The sequence below is a fragment of the Streptomyces sp. NPDC104831 genome (assembly GCF_055583025.1).
Map to the genome: position 1 here is coordinate 68,773 of NZ_JBVJOT010000042.1, position 19,705 is coordinate 88,477.

A 19,705-nucleotide genomic window follows, 5' to 3' on the forward strand; every position below is an offset into this window, starting at 1 on the left:
ACGCCCTCCCGACGGACCACCACATGCCCGACGGGGCACCGCACGCCTGACGGACCACCGCCCGCCCGACGGATCACCGCGTATCCGACGAGCCACCGCCCACTCGACGGACCACTACCCGCCCGAGGGGCCACCGCACGCCCGACAGACCACCACCCGCCCGACGGACCACCGCGCGCCCGAGGGACCACCAGACGCCGACGGCGCCACCACCCTCCCGACACCACCGCCCGCCCACCGAGCCACCAGCCCCGCACCGAGCGACCGCCGCCCACCGCGACCGATCCACCCCTGGGACCGATCCACCACCGCGACCGATCCGCCACTGGGACCGGTCCGCTCCACCCGTCCGAGCCGTCCGCCGAGGCCGACGGCACCGGGCGGAGGGCCGCCCTCGCGCCGGGGCGCCAGCGGCTCGGCGCGACCGCGGGCGCGGCCGTTCACCGCGAGCGGGAGACCCGGGAGGCCGCCCCGGACCGCACGCCCCCCGTCGGCCCACGCGGCCGGCCGACCCTGACCACCGCCCGCCCGGACCGACCGGTACCTCCCCGGTCGGCCACAACAGGCGGCGGGCGGCGCCTCAGTGCCCCAGGGCCGCCAGCCGCTCGGCGAACGGGACCACCCCGTCCCCGAGGCCGTCCTCGTCGTCCGCCACCCGCCGGGCCGCCCCCGCCGGCAGCAGAGCGGTCAGCTCCGCCGCCGCCCGCTCGATCCGCTCGGCCAGACCCGGCGCGCCCCAGTCCTCGGAGGCGGCGTACACCGCGGTCGGCACGACCACGGCCCGCAGGTAGGCGAACAGGGGCCGCAGGGCGTGTTCCAGCACCAGGGAGTGCCGGGCCGAACCCCCGGTCGCCGCGATCAGCACCGGCTTGCCGGCCAGCGCGTCCTTGTCCAGCACGTCGAAGAACGACTTGAACAGCCCGCTGTAGGACGCGCTGAACACCGGGGTGACCACGATCAGCCCGTCGGCCCCCGCCACCGCGTCCTGCGCGGCGGCGAGACCCTTGCCCGGGAACCCGTTGGTGAGCTGGTGCGCGATCTCCACGGCGAGGTCGCGCACCTCGACCACCTGGACGTCCACCGGGGCCTGCCGGCGGACGGCGGTGGCCAGCCGGTCGGCGAGCAGCCGGGTGGAGGACGGGACGCTCAGTCCCGCCGAGACGACGACGAGCTTCATACGAGGGCCTCCTTCCGCGCGGCGGCGGTCAGGGACTGGTGGGTGGGGGCGTCCGGCACGTCCGCCGGACGGTTCTTGGCGAACTCCTTGCGCAGCACGGGGACGACTTCCTCGCCGAGGAGGTCGAGCTGCTCCAGCACGGTCTTCAGCGGCAGTCCCGCGTGGTCCATCAGGAACAGCTGGCGCTGGTAGTCGCCCGCGTACTCGCGGAAGGACAGCGTCTTCTCGATGACCTGCTGCGGGGAGCCCACGGTGAGCGGGGTCTGCTCGGTGAAGTCCTCCAGCGAGGGCCCGTGCCCGTAGACGGGCGCGTTGTCGAAGTACGGCCGGAACTCCCGCACCGCGTCCTGGGAGTTCTTCCGCATGAACACCTGGCCGCCGAGGCCGACGATGGCCTGCTCCGGGGTGCCGTGCCCGTAGTGGGCGTAGCGCTTGCGGTACAGCTCGACCATGCGCCTGGTGTGGTCGGCGGGCCAGAAGATGTTGTTGTGGAAGAACCCGTCGCCGTAGAACGCGGCCTGCTCGGCGATCTCCGGGGAGCGGATGGAGCCGTGCCAGACGAACGGCGGTACGCCGTCCAGCGGGCGCGGCGTGGACGTGAAGCCCTGGAGCGGGGTGCGGAACTTGCCCTCCCAGTCGACGGCGTCCTCGCGCCACAGCCGGCGCAGCAGCGCGTAGTTCTCGATCGTCAGGTCGATGCCCTCGCGGATGTCCTTGCCGAACCACGGGTACACCGGCCCGGTGTTGCCCCGGCCCATCATCAGGTCCACCCGGCCGCCGGCCAGGTGCTGGAGCATCGCGAAGTCCTCCGCGATCTTCACCGGGTCGTTGGTGGTGATCAGGGTGGTGGAGGTGGACAGGATCAGGTTCTCGGTGCGGGCGGCTATGTAGCCGAGCATCGTGGTCGGCGACGACGGCACGAACGGCGGGTTGTGGTGCTCACCGGTCGCGAACACGTCCAGCCCGACCTCCTCCGCCTTCAGCGCGATGGCGACCATGGCCTTGATCCGCTCGCCCTCGGTCGGCGTCCGGCCGGTGGTCGGGTCGGTGGTCACGTCCCCGACGCTGAAGATCCCGAACTGCATGACCGCCTCCATTTGGTTGACCGTTCAACTACACCCCCACCAACGGTCACCCCGGCCCGGCTATTCCCCCCTGCGGCCACCTCCTTCAGAACGCGTACGCGTCCCCCGTGGCCAGCACCAGCACCTGCGCGCGGTCGTTCGCGCGGTCCTGGTCGGGTACGTCGGAGCGCCAGGCCGTCTCGATCTCCAGGGTCAGCTCCGACGGCCGCTCCCGCAGGCGCACCGGAAGCCGCACCGTCTCCCCCGCCGCACCCGCGGCCAGCGGTCCGGTGGCGCACAGGACCGTCCGCTCGTCCTCGCGGACGCATCCGCCGGGCAGGTCCTGCCGTCCGGCCAGCGGGACCGACCAGCGCAGCCGGACCGTGGCGTCCGCGACCTCGGCGGGCCCGGTGTTGCCCGGGGTCAGCAGCACCTCCGTCAGGTCCCCGTCCAGCACCGCCGTCCCGTGGAACGCCACCTCGGCCACGGCGGCCACGGCGGCCCCCGGCACCAGCAGGGCACCGGCGCACACCCCCGACACCGCCCACGCCCGCATCCGCATCCGCATCCGCACGCCCTCACCACTCCCGCTCGCGGCTCCACTGCCGTACGGATGTATGCCACCCCCGCCGCCCGGCAGGCGCCCTCCAACAGGTGACGCGGGGCGGCCGGGCGCCTCGTGCGAAGCTGCCCTCATGTCGATCCTCCGCTCCGCCGCCCTGTTCGCCGTCGCCGCGCTGTTCGAGATCGGCGGCGCCTGGCTGGTCTGGCAGGGCGTGCGGGAGCACCGGGGCCCGCTGTGGATCACCGGCGGCATCCTCGCCCTCGGCGCGTACGGCTTCGTCGCCACCTTCCAGCCCGACGCCCACTTCGGCCGCATCCTCGCCGCGTACGGCGGGATCTTCGTGGCCGGCTCGCTCCTGTGGGGCGCCGTCGCGGACGGCTACCGGCCCGACCGCTGGGACATCGCCGGCGCGCTGGTCTGCCTGGCCGGCATGGCGATCATCATGTGGGCACCCCGGAACGGCGGCTGAGACCTCACTTACGCTGGACGGAACCGCCCCGACGCAGCAACAGGAGCCGCCATGGCCACCGCCGCCCCGTCCGCCGCCTCCCGCATCGCCGTCGTCACCGGCGCGAGCAGTGGCATCGGCGCCGCCACGGCACGGCAGCTCGCCGCGGCCGGTTACCGCGTCGTCCTCACCGCGCGCCGCAAGGACCGCGTCGAGGCCCTCGCCGAGGAGCTGACCGGGGCCGGGCACTCGGCGGTGGCCTACCAGCTCGACGTGACCGACCGTGCGGCCGTGGACGAGTTCGCCTCCGCGTTCAAGACGATCGGCGTCCTGGTCAACAACGCGGGCGGCGCCCTCGGCGCGGACCCGGTGGCCACCGGCGACCCCGCGGACTGGCGCTCGATGTACGAGACGAACGTGCTCGGCACGCTGAACGTCACCCAGGCGCTGCTGCCGAAGCTGGAGGCGAGCGGTGACGGCGTGGTCGTGGTCGTCTCCTCCACCGCGGGCCACGGCACCTACGAGGGCGGCGCCGGGTACGTCGCCGCCAAGCACGGCGCCCACGTGCTCGCCGAGACCCTCCGCCTGGAGATCGTCGGCCGGCCGGTCCGGGTCGTGGAGATCGCGCCCGGCATGGTCCGCACGGAGGAGTTCGCGCTGACCCGCTTCGGCGGCGACACGGACAAGGCGGCCAAGGTCTACGAGGGCGTCGCCGAGCCCCTCACCGCCGACGACGTGGCCGAGACGATCACCTGGGCGGTGACCCGCCCCAGCCACGTCAACATCGACCTGCTGGTCGTGCGCCCGCGCGCCCAGGCGTCCAACACCAAGGTGCACCGGGAACTGTGAAGACCGACGGCGCGACCCCGCCGCCCGCTCCCCCCGACTCCGCGGAGCGGCGCCGCCTGGCCCAGGAGACGAAGGACGAGCGCCAGGTCTGGTACTTCCTGGCCTACTTCCTCTTCGGCATCCACTTCATCGCGTTCGTCATGATCTACGCGGTACGGCACGCGAAGTAGCGTCCGGGACGCCGCTGCCTATAGTCGGTCGGATGACGAACTCTGTTGACCGGCGGGCGCAGGCCGCGCAGAAGCGCCGGCGGCTCTCCGCGGCGGCGGCCCGGGTCCTGCACGAGCGAGGGGTCGAGCGGACGACCCTCGCCGACATCGCGTGCGAGGCCGGCGTCCCGGTGGGGAACGTCTACTACTACTTCAAGACCAAGGACGAGCTGGTCCGGGCCGCGCTGGCGGAGCACCGCGCCCGGCTGGAGGAGTTCACCGCCGGGCTGGACCGGCTGCCGGCCCCGCGCGACCGCCTGGCGGCCCTGGTCGAGTCGTGGACCGCCGGCCGCGAGACCATCGCCCGGCACGGCTGCCCCACCGGCACCCTGGCCGCCGAGCTGGGCAAACGCGCGGACGGCACGCTGGATGCCGAGGCCGGCGCGGTGCTCGGCCGGCTGCTGGACTGGTCCGCCGCCCAGTTCCGCGCCTGGGGCCTCCCCGACCCCGACGACCACGCCCTCACCCTCGTCTGCGCCTACCAGGGCATGTCCCTGCTGGCCCACGCCCTGCGCGACCCGGCCGTCGTGACCCGGGAGGGAGCCCGCCTGCTCCGCTGGCTGGACTCCCTCGGGGGCGGCCCGGGCGTCAGCCCTTGACGCAGACGACCTGCCTCAGCCTGGCCACGACCTCCACCAGGTCCCGCTGCTGGTCGATGACCTGGTCGATCGACTTGTAGGCGCCCGGGATCTCGTCCACGACACCGGAGTCCTTGCGGCACTCCACGCCCCGCGTCTGCTCCTCCAGGTCCCTGGTCGTGAAGCGCCGCTTGGCCGCGTTGCGGCTCATCCGCCGGCCCGCCCCGTGCGAGGCGGAGTTGAAGGACCGCTCGTTGCCGAGGCCCCGCACGATGTACGACCCGGTGCCCATGGAGCCGGGGATGATGCCGTAGTCGCCGGAGCCGGCCCGGATCGCGCCCTTGCGGGTGACGAGCAGGTCCATGCCCTCGTACCGCTCCTGCGCCACGTAGTTGTGGTGGCAGGAGATCTCCTCCTCGAAGACCGGCTTGGCCTTCTTGAACTCCTTGCGGACCACGTCCTTCAGGAGCGCCATCATGAGCATGCGGTTGTACTTGGCGTACTCCTGCGCCCAGAACAGGTCGTTGCGGTAGGCCGCCATCTGCGGGGTGTCCGCGACGAAGACGGCGAGGTCGCGGTCGACCAGGCCCTGGTTGTGCGGGAGCTTCTGGGCCACGCCGATGTGGTGCTCGGCGAGTTCCTTGCCGATGTTGCGGGAGCCGGAGTGGAGCATGAGCCACACCGCACCGGAACCGTCCGTGCACACCTCGACGAAGTGGTTCCCGCCGCCCAGGGTGCCCATCTGCGCGACGGCCCGTTCGCGCCGGAACCGCACGGCGTCGGCTACCGAGTCGAACCGCTCCCAGAAGTCCTCCCAGCCCGCCGTGGCGAGCCCGTGGAAGCCCCGCGGCTCGACCGGGTCCGTGTGCATCCCCCGCCCCACCGGAATCACCTGCTCGATCCGCGACCGCAGCCGCGACAGGTCGCCGGGCAGGTCGTTCTCGGTCAGGGAGGTCTTCACCGCCGACATCCCGCAGCCGATGTCCACGCCCACCGCCGCCGGGCACACCGCGTCCCGCATCGCGATGACCGAGCCGACCGTCGCGCCCTTGCCGTAGTGCACGTCCGGCATCACGGCCAGGCCCTCGATCCACGGCAGGGTCGCCACGTTCTGGAGCTGGCGCAGCGCCACGTCCTCGACCGTCGCCGGGTCCGTCCACATCCGGATCGGCACCTTCGCGCCCGGTATCTCCACGTACGGCATGTCTTCCTCTTTCCCCCGGGGAATGGCAACAAAAGGTTTGATCTCGGCACAACGCAAAAAGCGGCGCCAAGGCCGTCGAAAGGGACAAGGGACCGGCGTTCACCGCGGTGCGTGCGATACACATTGTCTGCAGGGGGCGCCCCGCCGCGGCAAGCGAATAACCAGCGGGGACACTGGAACACCGAGCGCGCACACCGTCGAGAGGAGCCCGACGTGCAGCGGAAGGCGTACGTAACCGGCACCGCCGCCCTCCTCGCGGCGCTGCTGGCCGGCTGCACGAGTGGTTCCGGGGACGACGGCGCGACGGACAACGCCAACCCGGGCGACGCCGGCACGGCCACCGTCGCCGCCGAGCCCGGCAAGTACCGCACGCTCCCCGAGCCCTGCGGCGCGGTCGGCCACGACACCCTGGACGCGCTGCTGCCCGGCGTCCAGCGGATCACCGACCCCGTCCAGCGCGACCACGCCTACCGGGGCGAGGCCGCGCTCACCTACGACACCGGCCGCAAGGTCGGCTGCCGCTGGAAGGTCGAGTCCGCCGACGTCACCGACCGCCTCTCGGTCGACTTCGAGCGCGTGGTGTCGTACGACAACACGGTCAGTGACGACGACCAGGCGCAGCGGCTGTTCCAGGAGAAGCAGGCCGCCGCCGACCTGCCCGCGCCGAGCGGCGTCACGGCACCGCCGTCCCGGCCCACGCCCACCGCGTCCGGGAAGGGCTCCCCGAGCGGCACCGCGTCCCCGCCCGCGACCGGTCCCTCCGCCGAGTCCCCCGTGTCCGCCGCCGGTTCGGGCTCCGCCTCCTCCCCGGCGTCCGGCTCGCCGGACGACACCCCCGCCCCGGAGGACACCGCCGAACTCCAGCCCCGCACGCTGTCCGACCTCGGTGACGAGGCGTATCTGGACGACCAGGCCGGCACCTCCGGCTCGACGGCCGAACAGCGCACGGTGACTGTGGTGTTCCGCACGTCCAACGTCGTCGTCACCATCCAGTACGAGGAGCAGCCGACGGCCGCCGGAACGGTCCCGGACAGCAAGGAAATGCAGGACAGGGCCCGTGATCTGGCCGCGCGGCTGGACGACGCGCTCGGCGGCTGACCGCCCGGCCGGCCCCGCCACCGGGCGCGCGGACGGAAACCGCACGGCTTCCGCACCGCGTACGGTGGCCCCGCAGGAACCCGCACGAACACCGAGCGTCATGAGTGAAGGAACCATGCAGCGAGCAGCCCAGCGAGACGACCGTGCCCAGCGACACCAGCGAGCCAAGCGCCTGCGCCACGCGCTTGTCTGCGCGGCAGCCGTTCCCGCGGTCCTGATCACCGCCGGCTGCTCCTCGGACTCCGGTGACGCCAAGGCCGAGGCCGGCTCCGGGAGCACCCGGCAGGCGGACCCGGGCAGCACCAAGCCGTCGGCGAGCGCGTCGCCGACCGTGCGGCCCGCCGCGTACGGCAAGCTGCCCGACGCGTGCGGCGTGCTGGCGAAGAAGACCCTGACCGACCTGGTCCCCGCGGGCGCGAAGTCGGCGAAGAAGGGCGGCTCGGACGAGCCGTCGTCGCGCGCCTCCTGCTCCTGGAACAGCCTGGACAACAACGGCGTCAAGGGCTCGCAGTTCCGCTGGCTGAACATCTCCCTGCTGCGCTTCGACTCGGACGAGACGCGCGGCGCCGCCGACGAGCAGGCGCACGCGTACTTCGGCCGGCAGGTGCAGGACGCCCAGGCGGTGGACGGCGCCAAGGGCACCAAAATGGTGCCGCTGTCCGGGATCGGCGCGGAGGCGGCCGCGGTGCGCTACGACCTGAAGAAGAAGGAAGGCCTGTTCAAGCAGCAGACGGTCGTCGCCCGGGTCGAGAACGTCGTCGTGACCCTGGACTACAACGGCGCCGGCCTCGCGGGCGAGAAGACCCCGGACGCCGACGACCTGACGAAGGACGCCCAGAAGGCGCTGAAGGAGGTCGTGGCGTCGGTCTCCGAGGCCAACGGCGCGTCGGGCGGGGCGAGTTCCCCGGAGTCGGACTCCCCCTCCGCGTCGGAGTCGACGTCCGGAAAGCCGGACTCCCCCGCTTCGTCTCCGTCCGAGTCGGCCGTCAAGAAGAGCTGACCGTACGGCCGCAGCGGGTGACCGGTCCCACGTTCGCCGTACACGTGTGCCACCCTGTTGCGCGCAACAACACGCAACGGGAGGGGAGTACGAGTGGCCGGGCCACCGAAGCTGACTCGGATGCACCGCGTTCTCATCGGCGTGGTCGTAGCCGGCGCCTTGATCATCGCCGGTATCGGCTTCGCCGGCTCGTACGCGGCCGTCCGTGAGCTGGCCCTCAAGAAGGGCTTCGGGAACTTCTCCTACGTGTTCCCGGTGGGCATCGACGCGGGCATCTGCGTCCTCCTCGCCCTCGACCTGCTGCTGACCTGGATCCGCATCCCCTTCCCGCTGCTGCGCCAGACGGCGTGGCTGCTGACGGCGGCGACGATCGCCTTCAACGGCGCCGCCGCCTGGCCGGACCCGCTGGGCGTGGGCATGCACGCGGTGATCCCGGTGCTGTTCGTGGTGTCGGTCGAGGCGGCCCGGCACGCGGTCGGCCGCATGGCCGACATCACGGCGGACAAGCACATGGAGGGCGTCCGCCTCACCCGCTGGCTGCTCTCCCCGGTCCCGACGTTCCTCCTGTGGCGCCGCATGAAGCTGTGGGAGCTGCGCTCCTACGACGAGGTCATCAAGCTGGAGCAGGACCGTCTCGTCTACCAGGCCCGCCTGCGCTCCCGCTTCGGCCGCGCCTGGCGCCGCAAGGCCCCGGTGGAGTCCCTGATGCCGCTGCGCCTGGCCCGCTACGGCGTCCCGCTCGCGGAGACGGCCCCGGCGGGCCTGGCCGCGGCGGGCATCGACCCGGTGCTGCTCCCTGCGGCACCGCAGCAGCCGGCCCTGGCTCCCGCCCCCGCCCCGGCCGTGGACGACCGCACCCCCGTGGCGGCGGTCCCCGCCCCGCGCCGGCCGGACCCGGCCGCCGGACAGCGGCCCGCCGAGGCACCCCCGGCGGACGACGAGAGCCCCTGGTTCCAGGCCCCGCGCGAGGTCGAGTACCACGGCGGCTACGACCCCACCTACGACCCGATGCTCCAGGAACCCCAGTACGCCCCCGAGGAGCAGTACGAGGACTGGTACGAGGAGCAGGCCCCGGAGGACTTCCAGCAGCCCTCCCCCCAGGAGACGGGCAGCTTCCCGCTACCGGTCCCCACCCACACCCGCGGACCGGGCGAGGGCGAGGGCAGCCCGGAACCGAACCCGACGGGCGAGGACTACTACCAGCTCTTCCGCAAGTTGAGCGGCGACGAACCCGCCACTCTGCCCCAGTACGTCGAGGCGGTCGAGGCGACGTACGGCATCGCGCTCGCCCCGCGCGACGCGGAGCGCATGGTCAAGCGCTTCACCGGCCGCCTCAACGCGGAACGGAAAGAGGAGCACATCGCGTAACGGAAAAGGGCCCCCGCCGGAAAGCAGGGGCCCTTTCCATTGCCGTTTACTCGCTAGCCGCTAGCCGCTACTCGCCGAGCAGCGTCCGCACCCGCTCCTGGCCCACGGCCAGCAGCAGGGTGGGCAGGCGGGGGCCGGTGTCGCGGCCGACGAGCAGGTGGTACAGCAGGGCGAAGAACGTCCGCTGGGCCGTCTTGATCTCCGGCGGCAGCTCCTTCGGCGTGGCGTCGGCGGAGAAGCCGGCCTGCACCTTCGGCACGCCGTACACGAGGTGGGTCAGCCCGTCGAGCGACCAGTGCTCGGCGAGCCCGTCCAGCAGCAGCCGCACGGACTGCCGGGACGCCTCGTCCAGGGACTTCAGCAGCTCGGCGTCGGGCTGCTCGCGCACGATGGTCCGCTGGTCGGCGGGCACGTACGTGTTGATCCACGCCTCGGCCTTGTCGTAGCGCGGACGCGCCTCGTCCAGCGAGGCCAGCGGCTGCTCCGGGTCCAGCTCGGACAGGATCCGCAGCGCCTGGTCCCCGTGACCGGCGGTGATGTCGGCGACGGACGCCAGCGTGCGGTACGGCAGCGGGCGGGACGTCTTCGGCAGCTCGCCGGCGGCGGTGCCGACGGCGCGGGTGTGGGCGGCGACGTCGGCCGGCAGCGCGGAGCCGTCGGCGACCTTCGCGGCCAGCTTGTCCCACTCGTCGTAGAGCCGCTGGATCTCCTGGTCGAAGGCGATCTTGAAGGACTGGTTGGGCCTGCGGCGGGCGTACAGCCAGCGCAGCAGCTGCGGCTCCATGATCTTCAGCGCGTCCGACGGGGTGGGCACGCCACCGCGCGAGGACGACATCTTCGCCATGCCGGAGATGCCCACGAAGGCGTACATCGGCCCGATGGGCTGCTCGCCGCCGAAGATCGGCACGATCTGCCCGCCGACCTGGAAGCTGGAGCCGGGCGAGGAGTGGTCCACACCGCTGGGTTCGAAGACCACGCCCTCGAACGCCCAGCGCATCGGCCAGTCGACCTTCCACACCAGCTTGCCGCGGTCGAACTCGCTGAGCCGGACGGTCTCGGCGAAACCGCAGGCGCCGCAGGTGTACGCCAGCTCGGTGGTGTCGTCGTCGTAGGAGGTGACCGTCGTCAGGTCCTTCTCGCAGCCGCCGCAGTACGGCTTGTACGGGAAGTACCCGGCGGCGCCGGCGCTGCCGTCGTCCTCGGACGCGGCGCCGGAGCCCTCCTCGGCCTCCAGCTCGGCCTCGTCCACCGCCTTCTGCTGCTGCTTCTTCGGCGCCTTCTTCGTCCGGTACTGGGCGAGGATCGCGTCGATGTCGCCGCGGTGCCTCATCGCGTGCAGGATCTGCTCGCGGTAGACACCGGAGGTGTACTGCGCGGTCTGGCTGATCCCGTCGAACTCCACGCCGAGCTGGGCCAGCGCCTCGACCATGGCGGCCTTGAAGTGCTCCGCCCAGTTCGGGTGGGGCGAGCCCTTCGGCGCCGGCACCGAGGTCAGCGGCTTGCCGATGTGCTCGGCCCAGGCCTCCTCGTCCACCCCGGCGATGCCCTTCGGCACCTTGCGGTAGCGGTCGTAGTCGTCCCAGGAGATCAGGTGCCGGACCTCGCGGCCGCGGCGGCGGATCTCGTCGGCGACCAGGTGCGGGGTCATGACCTCGCGGAGGTTGCCGAGGTGGATCGGACCCGAGGGGGAGAGTCCGGACGCGACGACGACCGGTTTGCCCGGGGCCCGGCGCTCCGACTCCTCGATGACCTCATCCGCGAAACGGGAGACCCAGTCGGTGGTCTCGGTGCTCTGAGCCACGATCGGCACGTCCTTCTTTCTGAACGGGGTGAGACTCCATTCTCACAGACCGCCCGTCGACCGGGAAAACGGCTTTACCCCCCATGGGATACTGGGCGGGTCTATCCATCCACGAGGAGAACGGCACCCACACCCATGGCCTCGGTCACGTCCCTCAGCGACAACGTCCAGCAGCACCTCGCCTCCGCCCTCGCGGCCACCCTGCCCGAGGCCGCCGGCGCGGACCCGCTGCTGCGACGAAGCGACCGGGCCGACTTCCAGGCCAACGGCATCCTGGCCCTGGCCAAGAAGGCGAAGGCGAACCCCCGGGAGCTGGCGACCCAGGTCGTCGGCCGGGTGGTGACGGGTGACGTGATCCAGGACGTCGAGGTCTCCGGCCCCGGCTTCCTGAACATCACGGTCTCGGACAAGGCGATCACCGGCAACCTGGCCGCGCGGTACGCGGACGACACCGGCCGCCTCGGCGTGCCGACCGCCGTGCACCCCGGCACCACGGTGATCGACTACGCCCAGCCGAACGTGGCCAAGGAGATGCACGTCGGCCACCTGCGCTCGGCGGTGATCGGCGACTCGGTCGTGCAGCTGCTGGAGTTCACCGGCGAGAACGTGGTCCGGCGCCACCACATCGGCGACTGGGGCACCCAGTTCGGCATGCTCATCCAGTACCTGGACGAGCACCCGCACGAGCTGGACCACAAGGCCGGCCAGGTGACGGGCGAGGAGGCGATGTCGAACCTCGACCGCCTCTACAAGGCCGCGCGGAAGCTGTTCGACTCCGACGAGGAGTTCAAGACGCGGGCCCGCCGCCGGGTGGTCGACCTCCAGGCCGGCGACCCGCACACGCTCGCCATGTGGCAGAAGTTCGTGGACGAGTCGAAGATCTACTTCTTCTCCGTCTTCGAGAAGCTGGACATGGAGATCCGGGACGCGGACATCGTCGGCGAGTCCGGCTACAACGACATGCTCGCGGAGACCTGCCGCCTGCTGGAGGAGTCGGGCGTCGCGGTCCGCTCCGAGGGCGCGCTGTGCGTGTTCTTCGACGACATCAAGGGCCCGGACGGCAACCCGGTCCCGCTGATCGTGCAGAAGTCGGACGGCGGCTACGGCTACGCGGCGACCGACCTGTCCGCGATCCGCGACCGCGTCTTCAACCTCAAGGCGAACACCCTGCTGTACGTGGTGGACGCCCGGCAGGCCCTGCACTTCCGGATGGTCTTCGAGACCGCGCGCCGGGCCGGCTGGCTGGGCGACGACGTCACGGCGACCCAGCTGGCCTTCGGCACGGTCCTCGGCAAGGACGGCAAGCCGTTCAAGACCCGTGCGGGCGAGACGATCCGCCTGGTCGACCTCCTGGACGAGGCGATCGAGCGGGCCTCGGCCGTGGTCCGGGAGAAGGCGCAGGACCTGTCCGAGCAGGAGATCGCCGAGCGGGGCACCCAGGTGGGCATCGGCGCGGTGAAGTACGCGGACCTGTCGACGTCGGCGAACCGGGACTACAAGTTCGACCTGGACCAGATGGTCTCGCTCAACGGCGACACGTCCGTCTACCTCCAGTACGCCTACGCCCGCATCCAGTCCATCCTGCGCAAGGCCGGCGAGGTCCGCCCGGCGGCCCACCCGGAGCTGCCGCTGGCGGACGCCGAGCGCGCCCTCGGCCTGCACCTGGACTCCTTCGCGGAGACGGTCCGCGAGGCGGCCGCCGAGTACGCCCCGCACAAGCTGGCGGCGTACCTGTACCAGCTGGCCTCGCTGTTCACGACGTTCTACGACAAGTGCCCGGTGATCAAGCCCGCACCGCCGAAGGACGTCGCCGAGAACCGCCTCTTCCTGTCCGACCTCACGGCCCGCACCCTCCACCAGGGCATGGCCCTCCTGGGCATCCGCACCCCCGAGAAGCTCTGACACCTCAGGGGCCGTGGGCCGCGAGGAGTTCCCTGGTCCGGTGGACCAGGGCCTCGCGGACCGCGTCGGGGGACAGGACCTGCAGGGGAGTGGCCAGGCCCAGGAGGTAGTGGGCCAGGCCCTCCGGGGTCGGACCCCCGATGTCGACCACGGTGGCCTCGGGGCCGTCGGGGCGGTGGGTGCCGATGGTCGGCGGGATCAGGCGCCGGGCCTCCCCCAGCGGCAGGGGGAGGCGGATCCTCGCCGACAGGGGGTACGGGCCGTTCGCCGTGTTGTGGGACACCAGTTCCGCCGGGTCCGGCGGATCGGTGATCTCGACCCGGTGTCCGGTCGGGTCCACGTGCTCCACCCGGTCCGCCCGGAACGTCCGCCACCCCCGCACCACGTCCCGCGCCACGAAGTACCAGCGCCGTCCCGTGTGCACCAACCGGTACGGGTCCACGTCGCGGACCGTGCTCCTGCCCTTCCCGTCGCAGTACGACAGCCGCACCCGCTCGCCCCGCCGGCACGCCGCCGCCAGCTCCAGCAGCATCCCCGGCCGCACCCGTGCCTCCTCCGGCCACGGCAGCCGTACGAACGCCTCGTCCCACTCCCCCAGCCGCTCGGCCACCGCCGCCGGCAGCACCTGCCGCAGCTTCAGCAGCGCCGACAGCGCGGCCTGGTCCCCGCCGAGCACTCCCCCGAGCGCCGCCTCCCGCAGCCCGACCGCCACGGCCAGCGCCTCCTCGTCGTCCAGGATCAGCGGCGGCACCCGCGAGCCGGCCCGCAGCCGGTAACCACCCCACGGCCCCGCCTCGGAATCGACGCTGTACCCCAGCTCCCGCAGCTTCGCGACGTCCCGCCGCACCGTGCGGTCCGTGACCTGCATCCGCTCGGCCAGCTCACCGCAGGTCCACGAAGGACGGGCGGCGAGCAACGACAGCAGACGCAGCAGACGGGCGGAGGCGCTCAGCACGGACGGAAGTTTTCCATACCGTCCGCATCAACCAGGACCGGATCTGTCCGGGTCGTGTCCTACCGTCTTCCCCATGAGCACGGACACCGCTTCCGCACCCGCCTTCCGCTACGTCGCCGTCACCTTCGACTGCGCCGACCCGGCCGAACTCGCCCGCTTCTACGGCGACATGTTCGGCCTCGCCGTCACGTACTCCACCGACGACTTCGTCTTCCTCGGCGGCGACGGCGCAACGGCCGGCCTCGGCTTCACGCGCATCCCCGACTACCGCCGTCCCACCTGGCCCGACCCCGCGCAGGAGAAGCAGGCCCACATCGAGGTGGGCGTCGAGGACCTGGACACCGCCGAGGCCCACCTGATCGCCCGGGGCGCGGTCAAGCCGGACGCCCAGCCGCGGCCGGACCGGTGGCGGGTCCTCCTCGACCCCGCCGGACACCCGTTCTGCATCACGACCATGGCCTGACACCGGGCGCCCCCACGGCGACCGGGGCAACCCCGGCCCAGCTCAACGCCGTTGTCAGTGCCTGCCCCTACAGTCGGCGGCATGGCGACTCTTCCCAACCCGCTGCCCCGACTGGCCACCGACCCCAGCGGTCGTTCCCTGGGGCTCCAGCTGCCGCCCGGCAGGCTGGTGGACGAGACGGACGACGGGCGCTGGCACCAGCCCCTGCTGTGGCACGCGGAGAAGCCCTCCTCCCCCGGCACCTGGAGGGCCCTGGGCGCGCCGGCGGCCCGTGCGGGGCTGCTGCCCGTGCTCGTGGACCTGGCCGGCTCCCGGGTCGGGATCGAGGACTGGGGACTGCTGCCGGGCGACGCCTCGTACCCGGGGGACCACCCGGTCGACGACGTCCTCGCGGAGTACTGGGAGGAGGAGACCGACGGTCAGGCCGACGAGGAGATCGAGCCGTTCGGCGTCGAGTGGCCGGGGCTGGCGGCCCCCGGCGTGCCGAGCGCCGACCCCGACACCCGGGCCGCGACGGTCGCCGACGCCCTGCACCGGGACCCGGCGCGCTGGGCGGAGTGGATCGAGGAACCGCACCTGGCCCTCGTCCCGGCCCGCCGGTCCGCCGACATACCGGCGGCGATCGGCTGGACCGGCGCCCTGAACTACGACCACGACGTGGCCCGCGTCTGCGCCGTGCTGCGCTCCTGGGAGGACCGGTTCGGCATCCGGGTCGTGGCCCTCGGGCCGGACGCCCTCGTGGTGTCCGTCGCGGCCCCGCCCGCGACGCTCGCCGACGCCGAGGTCCTCGCCGCCGAGCACTACGCCCTGTGCCCGCACGCCGTCGTCCAGAGCGGTCCGGGAAGTGTGCGGGCGTACGCCGAGACGCTGACCGGCGCGACCAGCTGGGCCTTCTGGTGGGACTGAGACGGGACCGGTCAGTCGAACTCCGAGGCCGGCTTCCACTTCTGACCGCCCAGCGGGAAGGCGTACGCGGGCCGCCCGTTGTTGCCGCTGGTGCGGAACGGGTGGCCGGCGTCGTCGATCGCCAGCGTGCCGTGGCGGCCGCCGCTCGACCACGTCAGCTCCAGGTACCAGCTGACGTCGTACGCCGACGCGTCCGCCGTGACGTAGAAGACCTCCGGGTCCGACTGGCTCACCTTGAACGGGAAGTTGTCGCCGCCGGCCTCCGGTACGGGCGAGGGGCGCATCGCGTCCAGGGCGACCGTGAAGGAATGCGTCGGCACGCCACCGCCGCAGCCGACACCCGGGTAGCCCATGGCGTAGTCGTTCCAGGGGAGCGGCGAGCGCTTGCCCGCCATGTGGACCGACAGCCGCTCCAGGACGACCGTCTGGTTCCCGGTGCCCTGCACGGTGAACGTGATGAACTGCTCCCCCGCCGACACCGCCTTGTTGACGGCCACCCACGCGGGGGCCTGCGGCTCCGACGGCGGCGGGCCCACGGCGGTCGGCGGCCGGTCGATCAGGTAGTGCTGTGAACAGGGAGTCAGCCAGCTGTAGGGGTTGGTGTTGACCGTCAACGGCACTGCCTCCGGCGCTTCGTGGCGTGCGGTCGCCGACGGCTTCCCCGTGGGCTTGCCGTCGGTGGTGTCGGGCGCCAGGTCCGGAGCCTCGGAGGAAGCGGCGGAGGCGGAGGCGGAGGGGGAGGCCGAACGCGTGGCCGAAGGGCTCGGGTTCCCGGGCTTCGGCGACCGGGGGGAGGCGCCGCCCTGGGCGAGGGCGGAGTCCGCGGTGGCCGTCGTGGCCTTCGCGCCGTCCCGCCGCCCGCCCTCGTCCGACGGCAGGTTCAGGGCGAACACCGTGCCGCCGACGATCAGCGCGGTGACCGTGACGGCCGCCAGGAGGGCGGTGCGGCGACCGCCGGCGATCAGGGACCGGCCCCGACGCCACCGGCCGGCCGGTGGGGGTTCGGGTGCCGCCACCGGTGCCACCGAAGCCGGAGCTGGGTCCGGGTCCGGGTCCGGTCCGCCAGCCACCTCCGGCTCCGGGACTGCCTGAGCCACCACCTCCGGGACCGCTTGGGCCGCAGCCTCCGGCTCCGGGGCCGGCTCCGGTACGACGACCGGCTCCGCGCCCTTCCGTCCCCGCCCCGCGTCCGCCAGGACCCACCGGCGGTGCAGTTCCACCAGTTCGCCGGGCGTGGCCTTGCAGAGCCGGGCGAGCCGCTCCACGGGGGCGTAGTCCGTCGGTACGGCGTCCCCGTTGCAGTAGCGGTGGAGCGTCGACGTACTCATGTGGAGCCGCTTGGCGAGCGTGCCGTAGCTGTGCCCGGAGCGGTTCTTCAACTCCCGCAGCAGCTCGGCGAAACCGCTCTCGGGGATGCCCTCCGCCACCGTTCCTCCAGTCCCCCTCGTCCCACCCCGGCGTTCCAGGGAGGTGTTGTTTCCGCAGGTCAAAGCCGGTTCCGGCGTTCCAGCATCCCGGATTGGCGGTCAACGCTGGCCGCCGGGACGCATGCGCCCACAGGCTGTTGGTCATCCAAGCACGACAACCGGCCCAGCCCGAAAGAGGACTTGCCATGCGTATGCGCCACATCCGTCTGATCGCCGCTACCGGAACCGCCGTGGCGGCCCTCGCCCTCACGGCGTGCGACAACGGGACGGGCACCCAGGACGAAGGTGCCTCCCGCCCCGCGGCGGCAGAGGTGAGCGCGTCCGGGACGCCCGGGGACACCGCCGGTACGTCGGACACCACCCGTACGGGGGGCACCGACGACGCGAAGGGCACCACCGGCGCCACCGAGGCCACCCCCGCGGCCCGAAACCACGCGCCCGCCGCCGAGCCCGCCGCCTCCACCACCCGCGAGGGCAAGAGCACCGGCGGCTCCCTGGTGCTGTGCAACGGCACGAACACCTCCGTCACCGCCCAGCCGCTCGCCCGGCCGCTGAACCACATGCTGCTGACGGTGAAGAACACCGGGAGCAAGAGGTGCGAGCTGCCGTACTACCCCGTCCTGCGCTTCGACCAGATGCAGTGGGTGCCGCAGGCCGACGAGTCCACCCAGCCGCAGTCCGTGGTCTCGCTGGCGCCCGGCGAGTCGGGGTACGCGGGGGTGCTGCTGTCGGCCGCCGACGGCAGCGGCAGCGGCGGGATGACCGCGCACAAGCTGACGGTGGCCTTCCAGGGCATGACCCCGAACAGCGACGGCGGCCCGTCGGCCACGCCGTCCCTGCCCGCCAAGGGCGTCTACTACGACAGCACGCTGAAGGTGACGTACTGGCAGAAGGACCTGGACGCCATCTCGAGCTGGTGAACGGCAACGCCTTCATCCGCATATCACCTGTACAGGCGGTTTGCCGCATTCGGGGGCGGTGTCCGGGAAAGTCTCCCGGCGCACCGCAACCTCGTCGGATGAAAGGCGTTCCTCTCATGGCCCTCGCGTTCCGCAAGTCCCTCGGCGTCCTCGCTCTCGCGCTGACGGCCGCCGTCTTCCCGTCGGCCGGCGCCACGGCCGCCGCGCCCGGCGCCTCCGAGATCGGCAACTACTGCCTGTCCAACACGTGGGGCTCACCCGAGGTCCGCACCCGGGTGTGTGCCAACGAGCCCGGCCAGCGCTGGAGGGTCGCCGGCGACCACGTCGTGCTGGCCGCCGACCCCCACTACTGTCTGTCCAACACGTGGGGGACGCCCGAGGTCCGCACCCGGCTCTGCGCGGACGAGCCGGGCCAGCGCTGGAGGGTCGCCGGCGACCACTTCGTCCTGGCCGCCGACCCCCACTACTGCCTGTCCAACACCTGGGGGACGCCCGAGGTCCGCACCCGGCTGTGCGCCAACGAGTCCGGACAGCGCTGGGCCGTGACGGGTGACCACATCACCCTGACCGACGCCTGAGGACTAGCGGAGCTTCTGGGCCACCTCGGTGGCCCAGTAGGTGAGGATGCTGCGGGCGCCGGCCCGCTTGATGCCGGTGAGGGTCTCGAAGATGGCCCGGTCCCGCTCCACCCAGCCCTTCTCGGCCGCGGCCTCGATCATGGCGTACTCGCCGGAGATCTGGTACGCGGCCACGGGCACGTCCACGGCGTCCGCGACCCGGGCGAGGATGTCGAGGTAGGGGCCGGCCGGCTTGACCATCACCATGTCGGCGCCCTCGGCGAGGTCGAGTTCCAGCTCGCGCAGGGACTCGCGCCAGTTGGCCGGGTCCTGCTGGTAGGTCTTGCGGTCACCCTGGAGGGACGACGCGACGGCCTCGCGGAAGGGGCCGTAGAAGGCCGAGGAGTACTTGGCGGTGTAGGCGAGGATCGCCACGTCCTCGCGGCCGATCTGGTCGAGCGCGTCGCGGATGACGCCGATCTGGCCGTCCATCATCCCGCTGGGGCCCACGACATGGGCGCCGGCGTCGGCCTGGACCTGCGCCATCTCGGCGTACCGCTCCAGGGTGGCGTCGTTGTCGACCCGGCCGTCGGCGTCCAGCACCCCGCAGTGCCCGTGGTCGGTGAACTCGTCCAGGCACAGGTCGGACATGACGAGCAGGTCGTCGCCGACCTCGGCGCGGACGTCCCGGAGCGCGACCTGGAGTATGCCGTCCGGGTCGGTGCCGACCGTGCCCCGGGCGTCCTTCTTCGCGTCCTCCGGCACGCCGAAGAGCATGATCCCGGAGATCCCGGCCTCCACCGCCTCCAGCGCGGCCTTCTTCAGGCTGTCCCGGGTGTGCTGCACGACCCCGGGCATGGAGCCGATCGGCACCGGCTCGCTCACGCCCTCCCGGACGAACGCCGGGAGGATGAGGTCGGCGGGGTGCAGCCGCGTCTCGGCGACCATCCGCCGCATGACGGGCGAGGTCCGCAGCCGCCGGGGACGCGTACCGGGAAAGGATCCGTACTTCGTCATGCCTTCTACGCTACGCCCGCCCGGACCATGCGTTTGCCGACGCCGAGTCGGCCCGGAACGAGACGGCCGGGGGGGGGGGGGGGGGGGGGGGGGGGGGGGGGCGGGGGTGGGGGGGGGGGGGGGGGGGGGGGGGGTGGGTGTTGTTGCTGGCGGGGGTCGGGGAGGAGAAAGGCATTTACCGCCCACACCTCATCCCT

At 72.5% G+C, this 19,705-nt stretch carries 20 protein-coding genes; 12 read left to right on the plus strand and 8 right to left on the minus strand.

What is annotated here, in order from left to right; all coding sequences use genetic code 11:
- Positions 1 to 580 precede the first annotated feature (580 nt).
- The 3 genes from ACZ63H_RS26630 to ACZ63H_RS26640 form a co-directional block, all read right to left on the minus strand.
- The gene (locus tag ACZ63H_RS26630) at positions 581 to 1,177 is read right to left on the minus strand and encodes a CE1759 family FMN reductase (RefSeq protein WP_469869124.1); all 597 of its coding nucleotides are present in this window, start codon (positions 1,175 to 1,177) and stop codon (positions 581 to 583) included.
- A complete protein-coding gene (locus ACZ63H_RS26635) occupies positions 1,174 to 2,262 on the minus strand; it encodes an LLM class flavin-dependent oxidoreductase (protein WP_469869126.1) in 1,089 nt (362 codons plus the stop codon). The genes ACZ63H_RS26630 and ACZ63H_RS26635 overlap by 4 nt, the downstream gene beginning before the upstream one ends.
- Before the next feature lie 85 nt (positions 2,263 to 2,347).
- Complete coding sequence (locus ACZ63H_RS26640) at positions 2,348 to 2,809, minus strand: hypothetical protein (protein WP_469869170.1); 462 nt, start codon at positions 2,807 to 2,809, stop codon at positions 2,348 to 2,350.
- 127 nt (positions 2,810 to 2,936) lie between these two features.
- Here ACZ63H_RS26640 and ACZ63H_RS26645 point away from each other — a divergent pair, with 127 nt between their 5' ends.
- The 4 genes from ACZ63H_RS26645 to ACZ63H_RS26660 are packed head-to-tail and all read left to right on the plus strand — an operon-like array spanning position 2,937 to position 4,911.
- Positions 2,937 to 3,275: a YnfA family protein gene (locus tag ACZ63H_RS26645; RefSeq protein WP_469869128.1), complete on the plus strand. Its 339-nt coding sequence runs from the start codon at positions 2,937 to 2,939 to the stop codon at positions 3,273 to 3,275.
- 51 nt (positions 3,276 to 3,326) lie between these two features.
- Complete coding sequence (locus ACZ63H_RS26650; protein ID WP_469869130.1) at positions 3,327 to 4,103, plus strand: SDR family NAD(P)-dependent oxidoreductase; 777 nt, start codon at positions 3,327 to 3,329, stop codon at positions 4,101 to 4,103.
- Positions 4,100 to 4,273 (plus strand): hypothetical protein, encoded by a 174-nt coding sequence (locus ACZ63H_RS26655; protein WP_469869132.1) that lies wholly within the window; start codon positions 4,100 to 4,102, stop codon positions 4,271 to 4,273. The genes ACZ63H_RS26650 and ACZ63H_RS26655 overlap by 4 nt, the downstream gene beginning before the upstream one ends.
- A gap of 32 nt (positions 4,274 to 4,305) precedes the next feature.
- Positions 4,306 to 4,911, plus strand: a complete 606-nt coding sequence (locus ACZ63H_RS26660; protein ID WP_469869134.1) for a TetR/AcrR family transcriptional regulator — start codon at positions 4,306 to 4,308, stop codon at positions 4,909 to 4,911.
- Here ACZ63H_RS26660 and ACZ63H_RS26665 read toward each other — a convergent pair.
- Positions 4,901 to 6,094: an RtcB family protein gene (locus tag ACZ63H_RS26665; RefSeq protein ID WP_469869136.1), complete on the minus strand. Its 1,194-nt coding sequence runs from the start codon at positions 6,092 to 6,094 to the stop codon at positions 4,901 to 4,903. The genes ACZ63H_RS26660 and ACZ63H_RS26665 overlap by 11 nt on opposite strands.
- A gap of 213 nt (positions 6,095 to 6,307) precedes the next feature.
- Here ACZ63H_RS26665 and ACZ63H_RS26670 point away from each other — a divergent pair, with 213 nt between their 5' ends.
- The 3 genes from ACZ63H_RS26670 to ACZ63H_RS26680 all read left to right on the plus strand — a co-directional run bounded on the left by ACZ63H_RS26670 (position 6,308) and on the right by ACZ63H_RS26680 (position 9,560).
- Positions 6,308 to 7,192: a DUF3558 domain-containing protein gene (locus ACZ63H_RS26670; protein ID WP_469869138.1), complete on the plus strand. Its 885-nt coding sequence runs from the start codon at positions 6,308 to 6,310 to the stop codon at positions 7,190 to 7,192.
- A 115-nt stretch (positions 7,193 to 7,307) separates the two neighbouring features.
- The gene (locus ACZ63H_RS26675; protein WP_469869140.1) at positions 7,308 to 8,192 is read left to right on the plus strand and encodes a DUF3558 family protein; all 885 of its coding nucleotides are present in this window, start codon (positions 7,308 to 7,310) and stop codon (positions 8,190 to 8,192) included.
- Positions 8,193 to 8,312: 120 nt separating this feature from the next.
- Complete coding sequence (locus ACZ63H_RS26680) at positions 8,313 to 9,560, plus strand: DUF2637 domain-containing protein (RefSeq protein WP_469869142.1); 1,248 nt, start codon at positions 8,313 to 8,315, stop codon at positions 9,558 to 9,560.
- Positions 9,561 to 9,627: 67 nt separating this feature from the next.
- Here the strand turns inward: ACZ63H_RS26680 and lysS are convergent, their stop codons facing one another.
- The gene (gene lysS / locus ACZ63H_RS26685; RefSeq protein ID WP_469869144.1) at positions 9,628 to 11,370 is read right to left on the minus strand and encodes a lysine--tRNA ligase; all 1,743 of its coding nucleotides are present in this window, start codon (positions 11,368 to 11,370) and stop codon (positions 9,628 to 9,630) included.
- A 126-nt stretch (positions 11,371 to 11,496) separates the two neighbouring features.
- Here lysS and argS point away from each other — a divergent pair, with 126 nt between their 5' ends.
- Complete coding sequence (gene argS, locus ACZ63H_RS26690) at positions 11,497 to 13,263, plus strand: arginine--tRNA ligase (protein ID WP_469869146.1); 1,767 nt, start codon at positions 11,497 to 11,499, stop codon at positions 13,261 to 13,263.
- A 4-nt stretch (positions 13,264 to 13,267) separates the two neighbouring features.
- On the opposite strand, the gene ACZ63H_RS26695 is transcribed toward argS, so the two are convergent.
- Positions 13,268 to 14,218, minus strand: a complete 951-nt coding sequence (locus tag ACZ63H_RS26695) for a helix-turn-helix transcriptional regulator (RefSeq protein WP_469869148.1) — start codon at positions 14,216 to 14,218, stop codon at positions 13,268 to 13,270.
- A gap of 73 nt (positions 14,219 to 14,291) precedes the next feature.
- On the opposite strand from ACZ63H_RS26695, the gene ACZ63H_RS26700 reads away from it, so the two are divergent.
- Positions 14,292 to 14,681: a VOC family protein gene (locus ACZ63H_RS26700; protein WP_469869150.1), complete on the plus strand. Its 390-nt coding sequence runs from the start codon at positions 14,292 to 14,294 to the stop codon at positions 14,679 to 14,681.
- A gap of 81 nt (positions 14,682 to 14,762) precedes the next feature.
- Positions 14,763 to 15,587: a DUF4253 domain-containing protein gene (locus tag ACZ63H_RS26705; protein WP_469869152.1), complete on the plus strand. Its 825-nt coding sequence runs from the start codon at positions 14,763 to 14,765 to the stop codon at positions 15,585 to 15,587.
- Between the two features lie 11 nt (positions 15,588 to 15,598).
- Here the strand turns inward: ACZ63H_RS26705 and ACZ63H_RS26710 are convergent, their stop codons facing one another.
- Complete coding sequence (locus ACZ63H_RS26710) at positions 15,599 to 17,014, minus strand: helix-turn-helix domain-containing protein (protein WP_469869154.1); 1,416 nt, start codon at positions 17,012 to 17,014, stop codon at positions 15,599 to 15,601.
- A 191-nt stretch (positions 17,015 to 17,205) separates the two neighbouring features.
- Between ACZ63H_RS26710 and ACZ63H_RS26715 the strand changes: the two genes are divergently transcribed.
- The gene (locus ACZ63H_RS26715) at positions 17,206 to 17,934 is read left to right on the plus strand and encodes a DUF4232 domain-containing protein (RefSeq protein WP_469869156.1); all 729 of its coding nucleotides are present in this window, start codon (positions 17,206 to 17,208) and stop codon (positions 17,932 to 17,934) included.
- 98 nt (positions 17,935 to 18,032) lie between these two features.
- Positions 18,033 to 18,512 (plus strand): RICIN domain-containing protein, encoded by a 480-nt coding sequence (locus ACZ63H_RS26720; protein ID WP_469869158.1) that lies wholly within the window; start codon positions 18,033 to 18,035, stop codon positions 18,510 to 18,512.
- Positions 18,513 to 18,515: 3 nt separating this feature from the next.
- Here ACZ63H_RS26720 and hemB read toward each other — a convergent pair whose 3' ends face one another.
- Complete coding sequence (gene hemB / locus ACZ63H_RS26725; RefSeq protein ID WP_469869160.1) at positions 18,516 to 19,508, minus strand: porphobilinogen synthase; 993 nt, start codon at positions 19,506 to 19,508, stop codon at positions 18,516 to 18,518.
- Positions 19,509 to 19,705 lie beyond the last annotated feature (197 nt).

Excerpts from the sequence above, each read along its gene's own strand:
- ACZ63H_RS26630 (WP_469869124.1), bottom strand. The coding sequence starts at position 1,177 with ATGAAGCTCGTCGTCGTCTCGGCGGGACTGAGCGTCCCGTCCTCCACC.
- ACZ63H_RS26635 (WP_469869126.1), bottom strand. The coding sequence starts at position 2,262 with ATGCAGTTCGGGATCTTCAGCGTCGGGGACGTGACCACCGACCCGACC.
- ACZ63H_RS26640 (WP_469869170.1), bottom strand. The coding sequence starts at position 2,809 with ATGCGGATGCGGATGCGGGCGTGGGCGGTGTCGGGGGTGTGCGCCGGT.
- ACZ63H_RS26645 (WP_469869128.1), top strand. The coding sequence starts at position 2,937 with ATGTCGATCCTCCGCTCCGCCGCCCTGTTCGCCGTCGCCGCGCTGTTC.
- ACZ63H_RS26650 (WP_469869130.1), top strand. The coding sequence starts at position 3,327 with ATGGCCACCGCCGCCCCGTCCGCCGCCTCCCGCATCGCCGTCGTCACC.
- ACZ63H_RS26660 (WP_469869134.1), top strand. The coding sequence starts at position 4,306 with ATGACGAACTCTGTTGACCGGCGGGCGCAGGCCGCGCAGAAGCGCCGG.
- ACZ63H_RS26665 (WP_469869136.1), bottom strand. The coding sequence starts at position 6,094 with ATGCCGTACGTGGAGATACCGGGCGCGAAGGTGCCGATCCGGATGTGG.
- ACZ63H_RS26675 (WP_469869140.1), top strand. The coding sequence starts at position 7,308 with ATGCAGCGAGCAGCCCAGCGAGACGACCGTGCCCAGCGACACCAGCGA.
- ACZ63H_RS26680 (WP_469869142.1), top strand. The coding sequence starts at position 8,313 with ATGCACCGCGTTCTCATCGGCGTGGTCGTAGCCGGCGCCTTGATCATC.
- argS (WP_469869146.1), top strand. The coding sequence starts at position 11,497 with ATGGCCTCGGTCACGTCCCTCAGCGACAACGTCCAGCAGCACCTCGCC.
- ACZ63H_RS26700 (WP_469869150.1), top strand. The coding sequence starts at position 14,292 with ATGAGCACGGACACCGCTTCCGCACCCGCCTTCCGCTACGTCGCCGTC.
- ACZ63H_RS26705 (WP_469869152.1), top strand. The coding sequence starts at position 14,763 with ATGGCGACTCTTCCCAACCCGCTGCCCCGACTGGCCACCGACCCCAGC.
- ACZ63H_RS26715 (WP_469869156.1), top strand. The coding sequence starts at position 17,206 with ATGCGCCACATCCGTCTGATCGCCGCTACCGGAACCGCCGTGGCGGCC.
- ACZ63H_RS26720 (WP_469869158.1), top strand. The coding sequence starts at position 18,033 with ATGAAAGGCGTTCCTCTCATGGCCCTCGCGTTCCGCAAGTCCCTCGGC.
- hemB (WP_469869160.1), bottom strand. The coding sequence starts at position 19,508 with ATGACGAAGTACGGATCCTTTCCCGGTACGCGTCCCCGGCGGCTGCGG.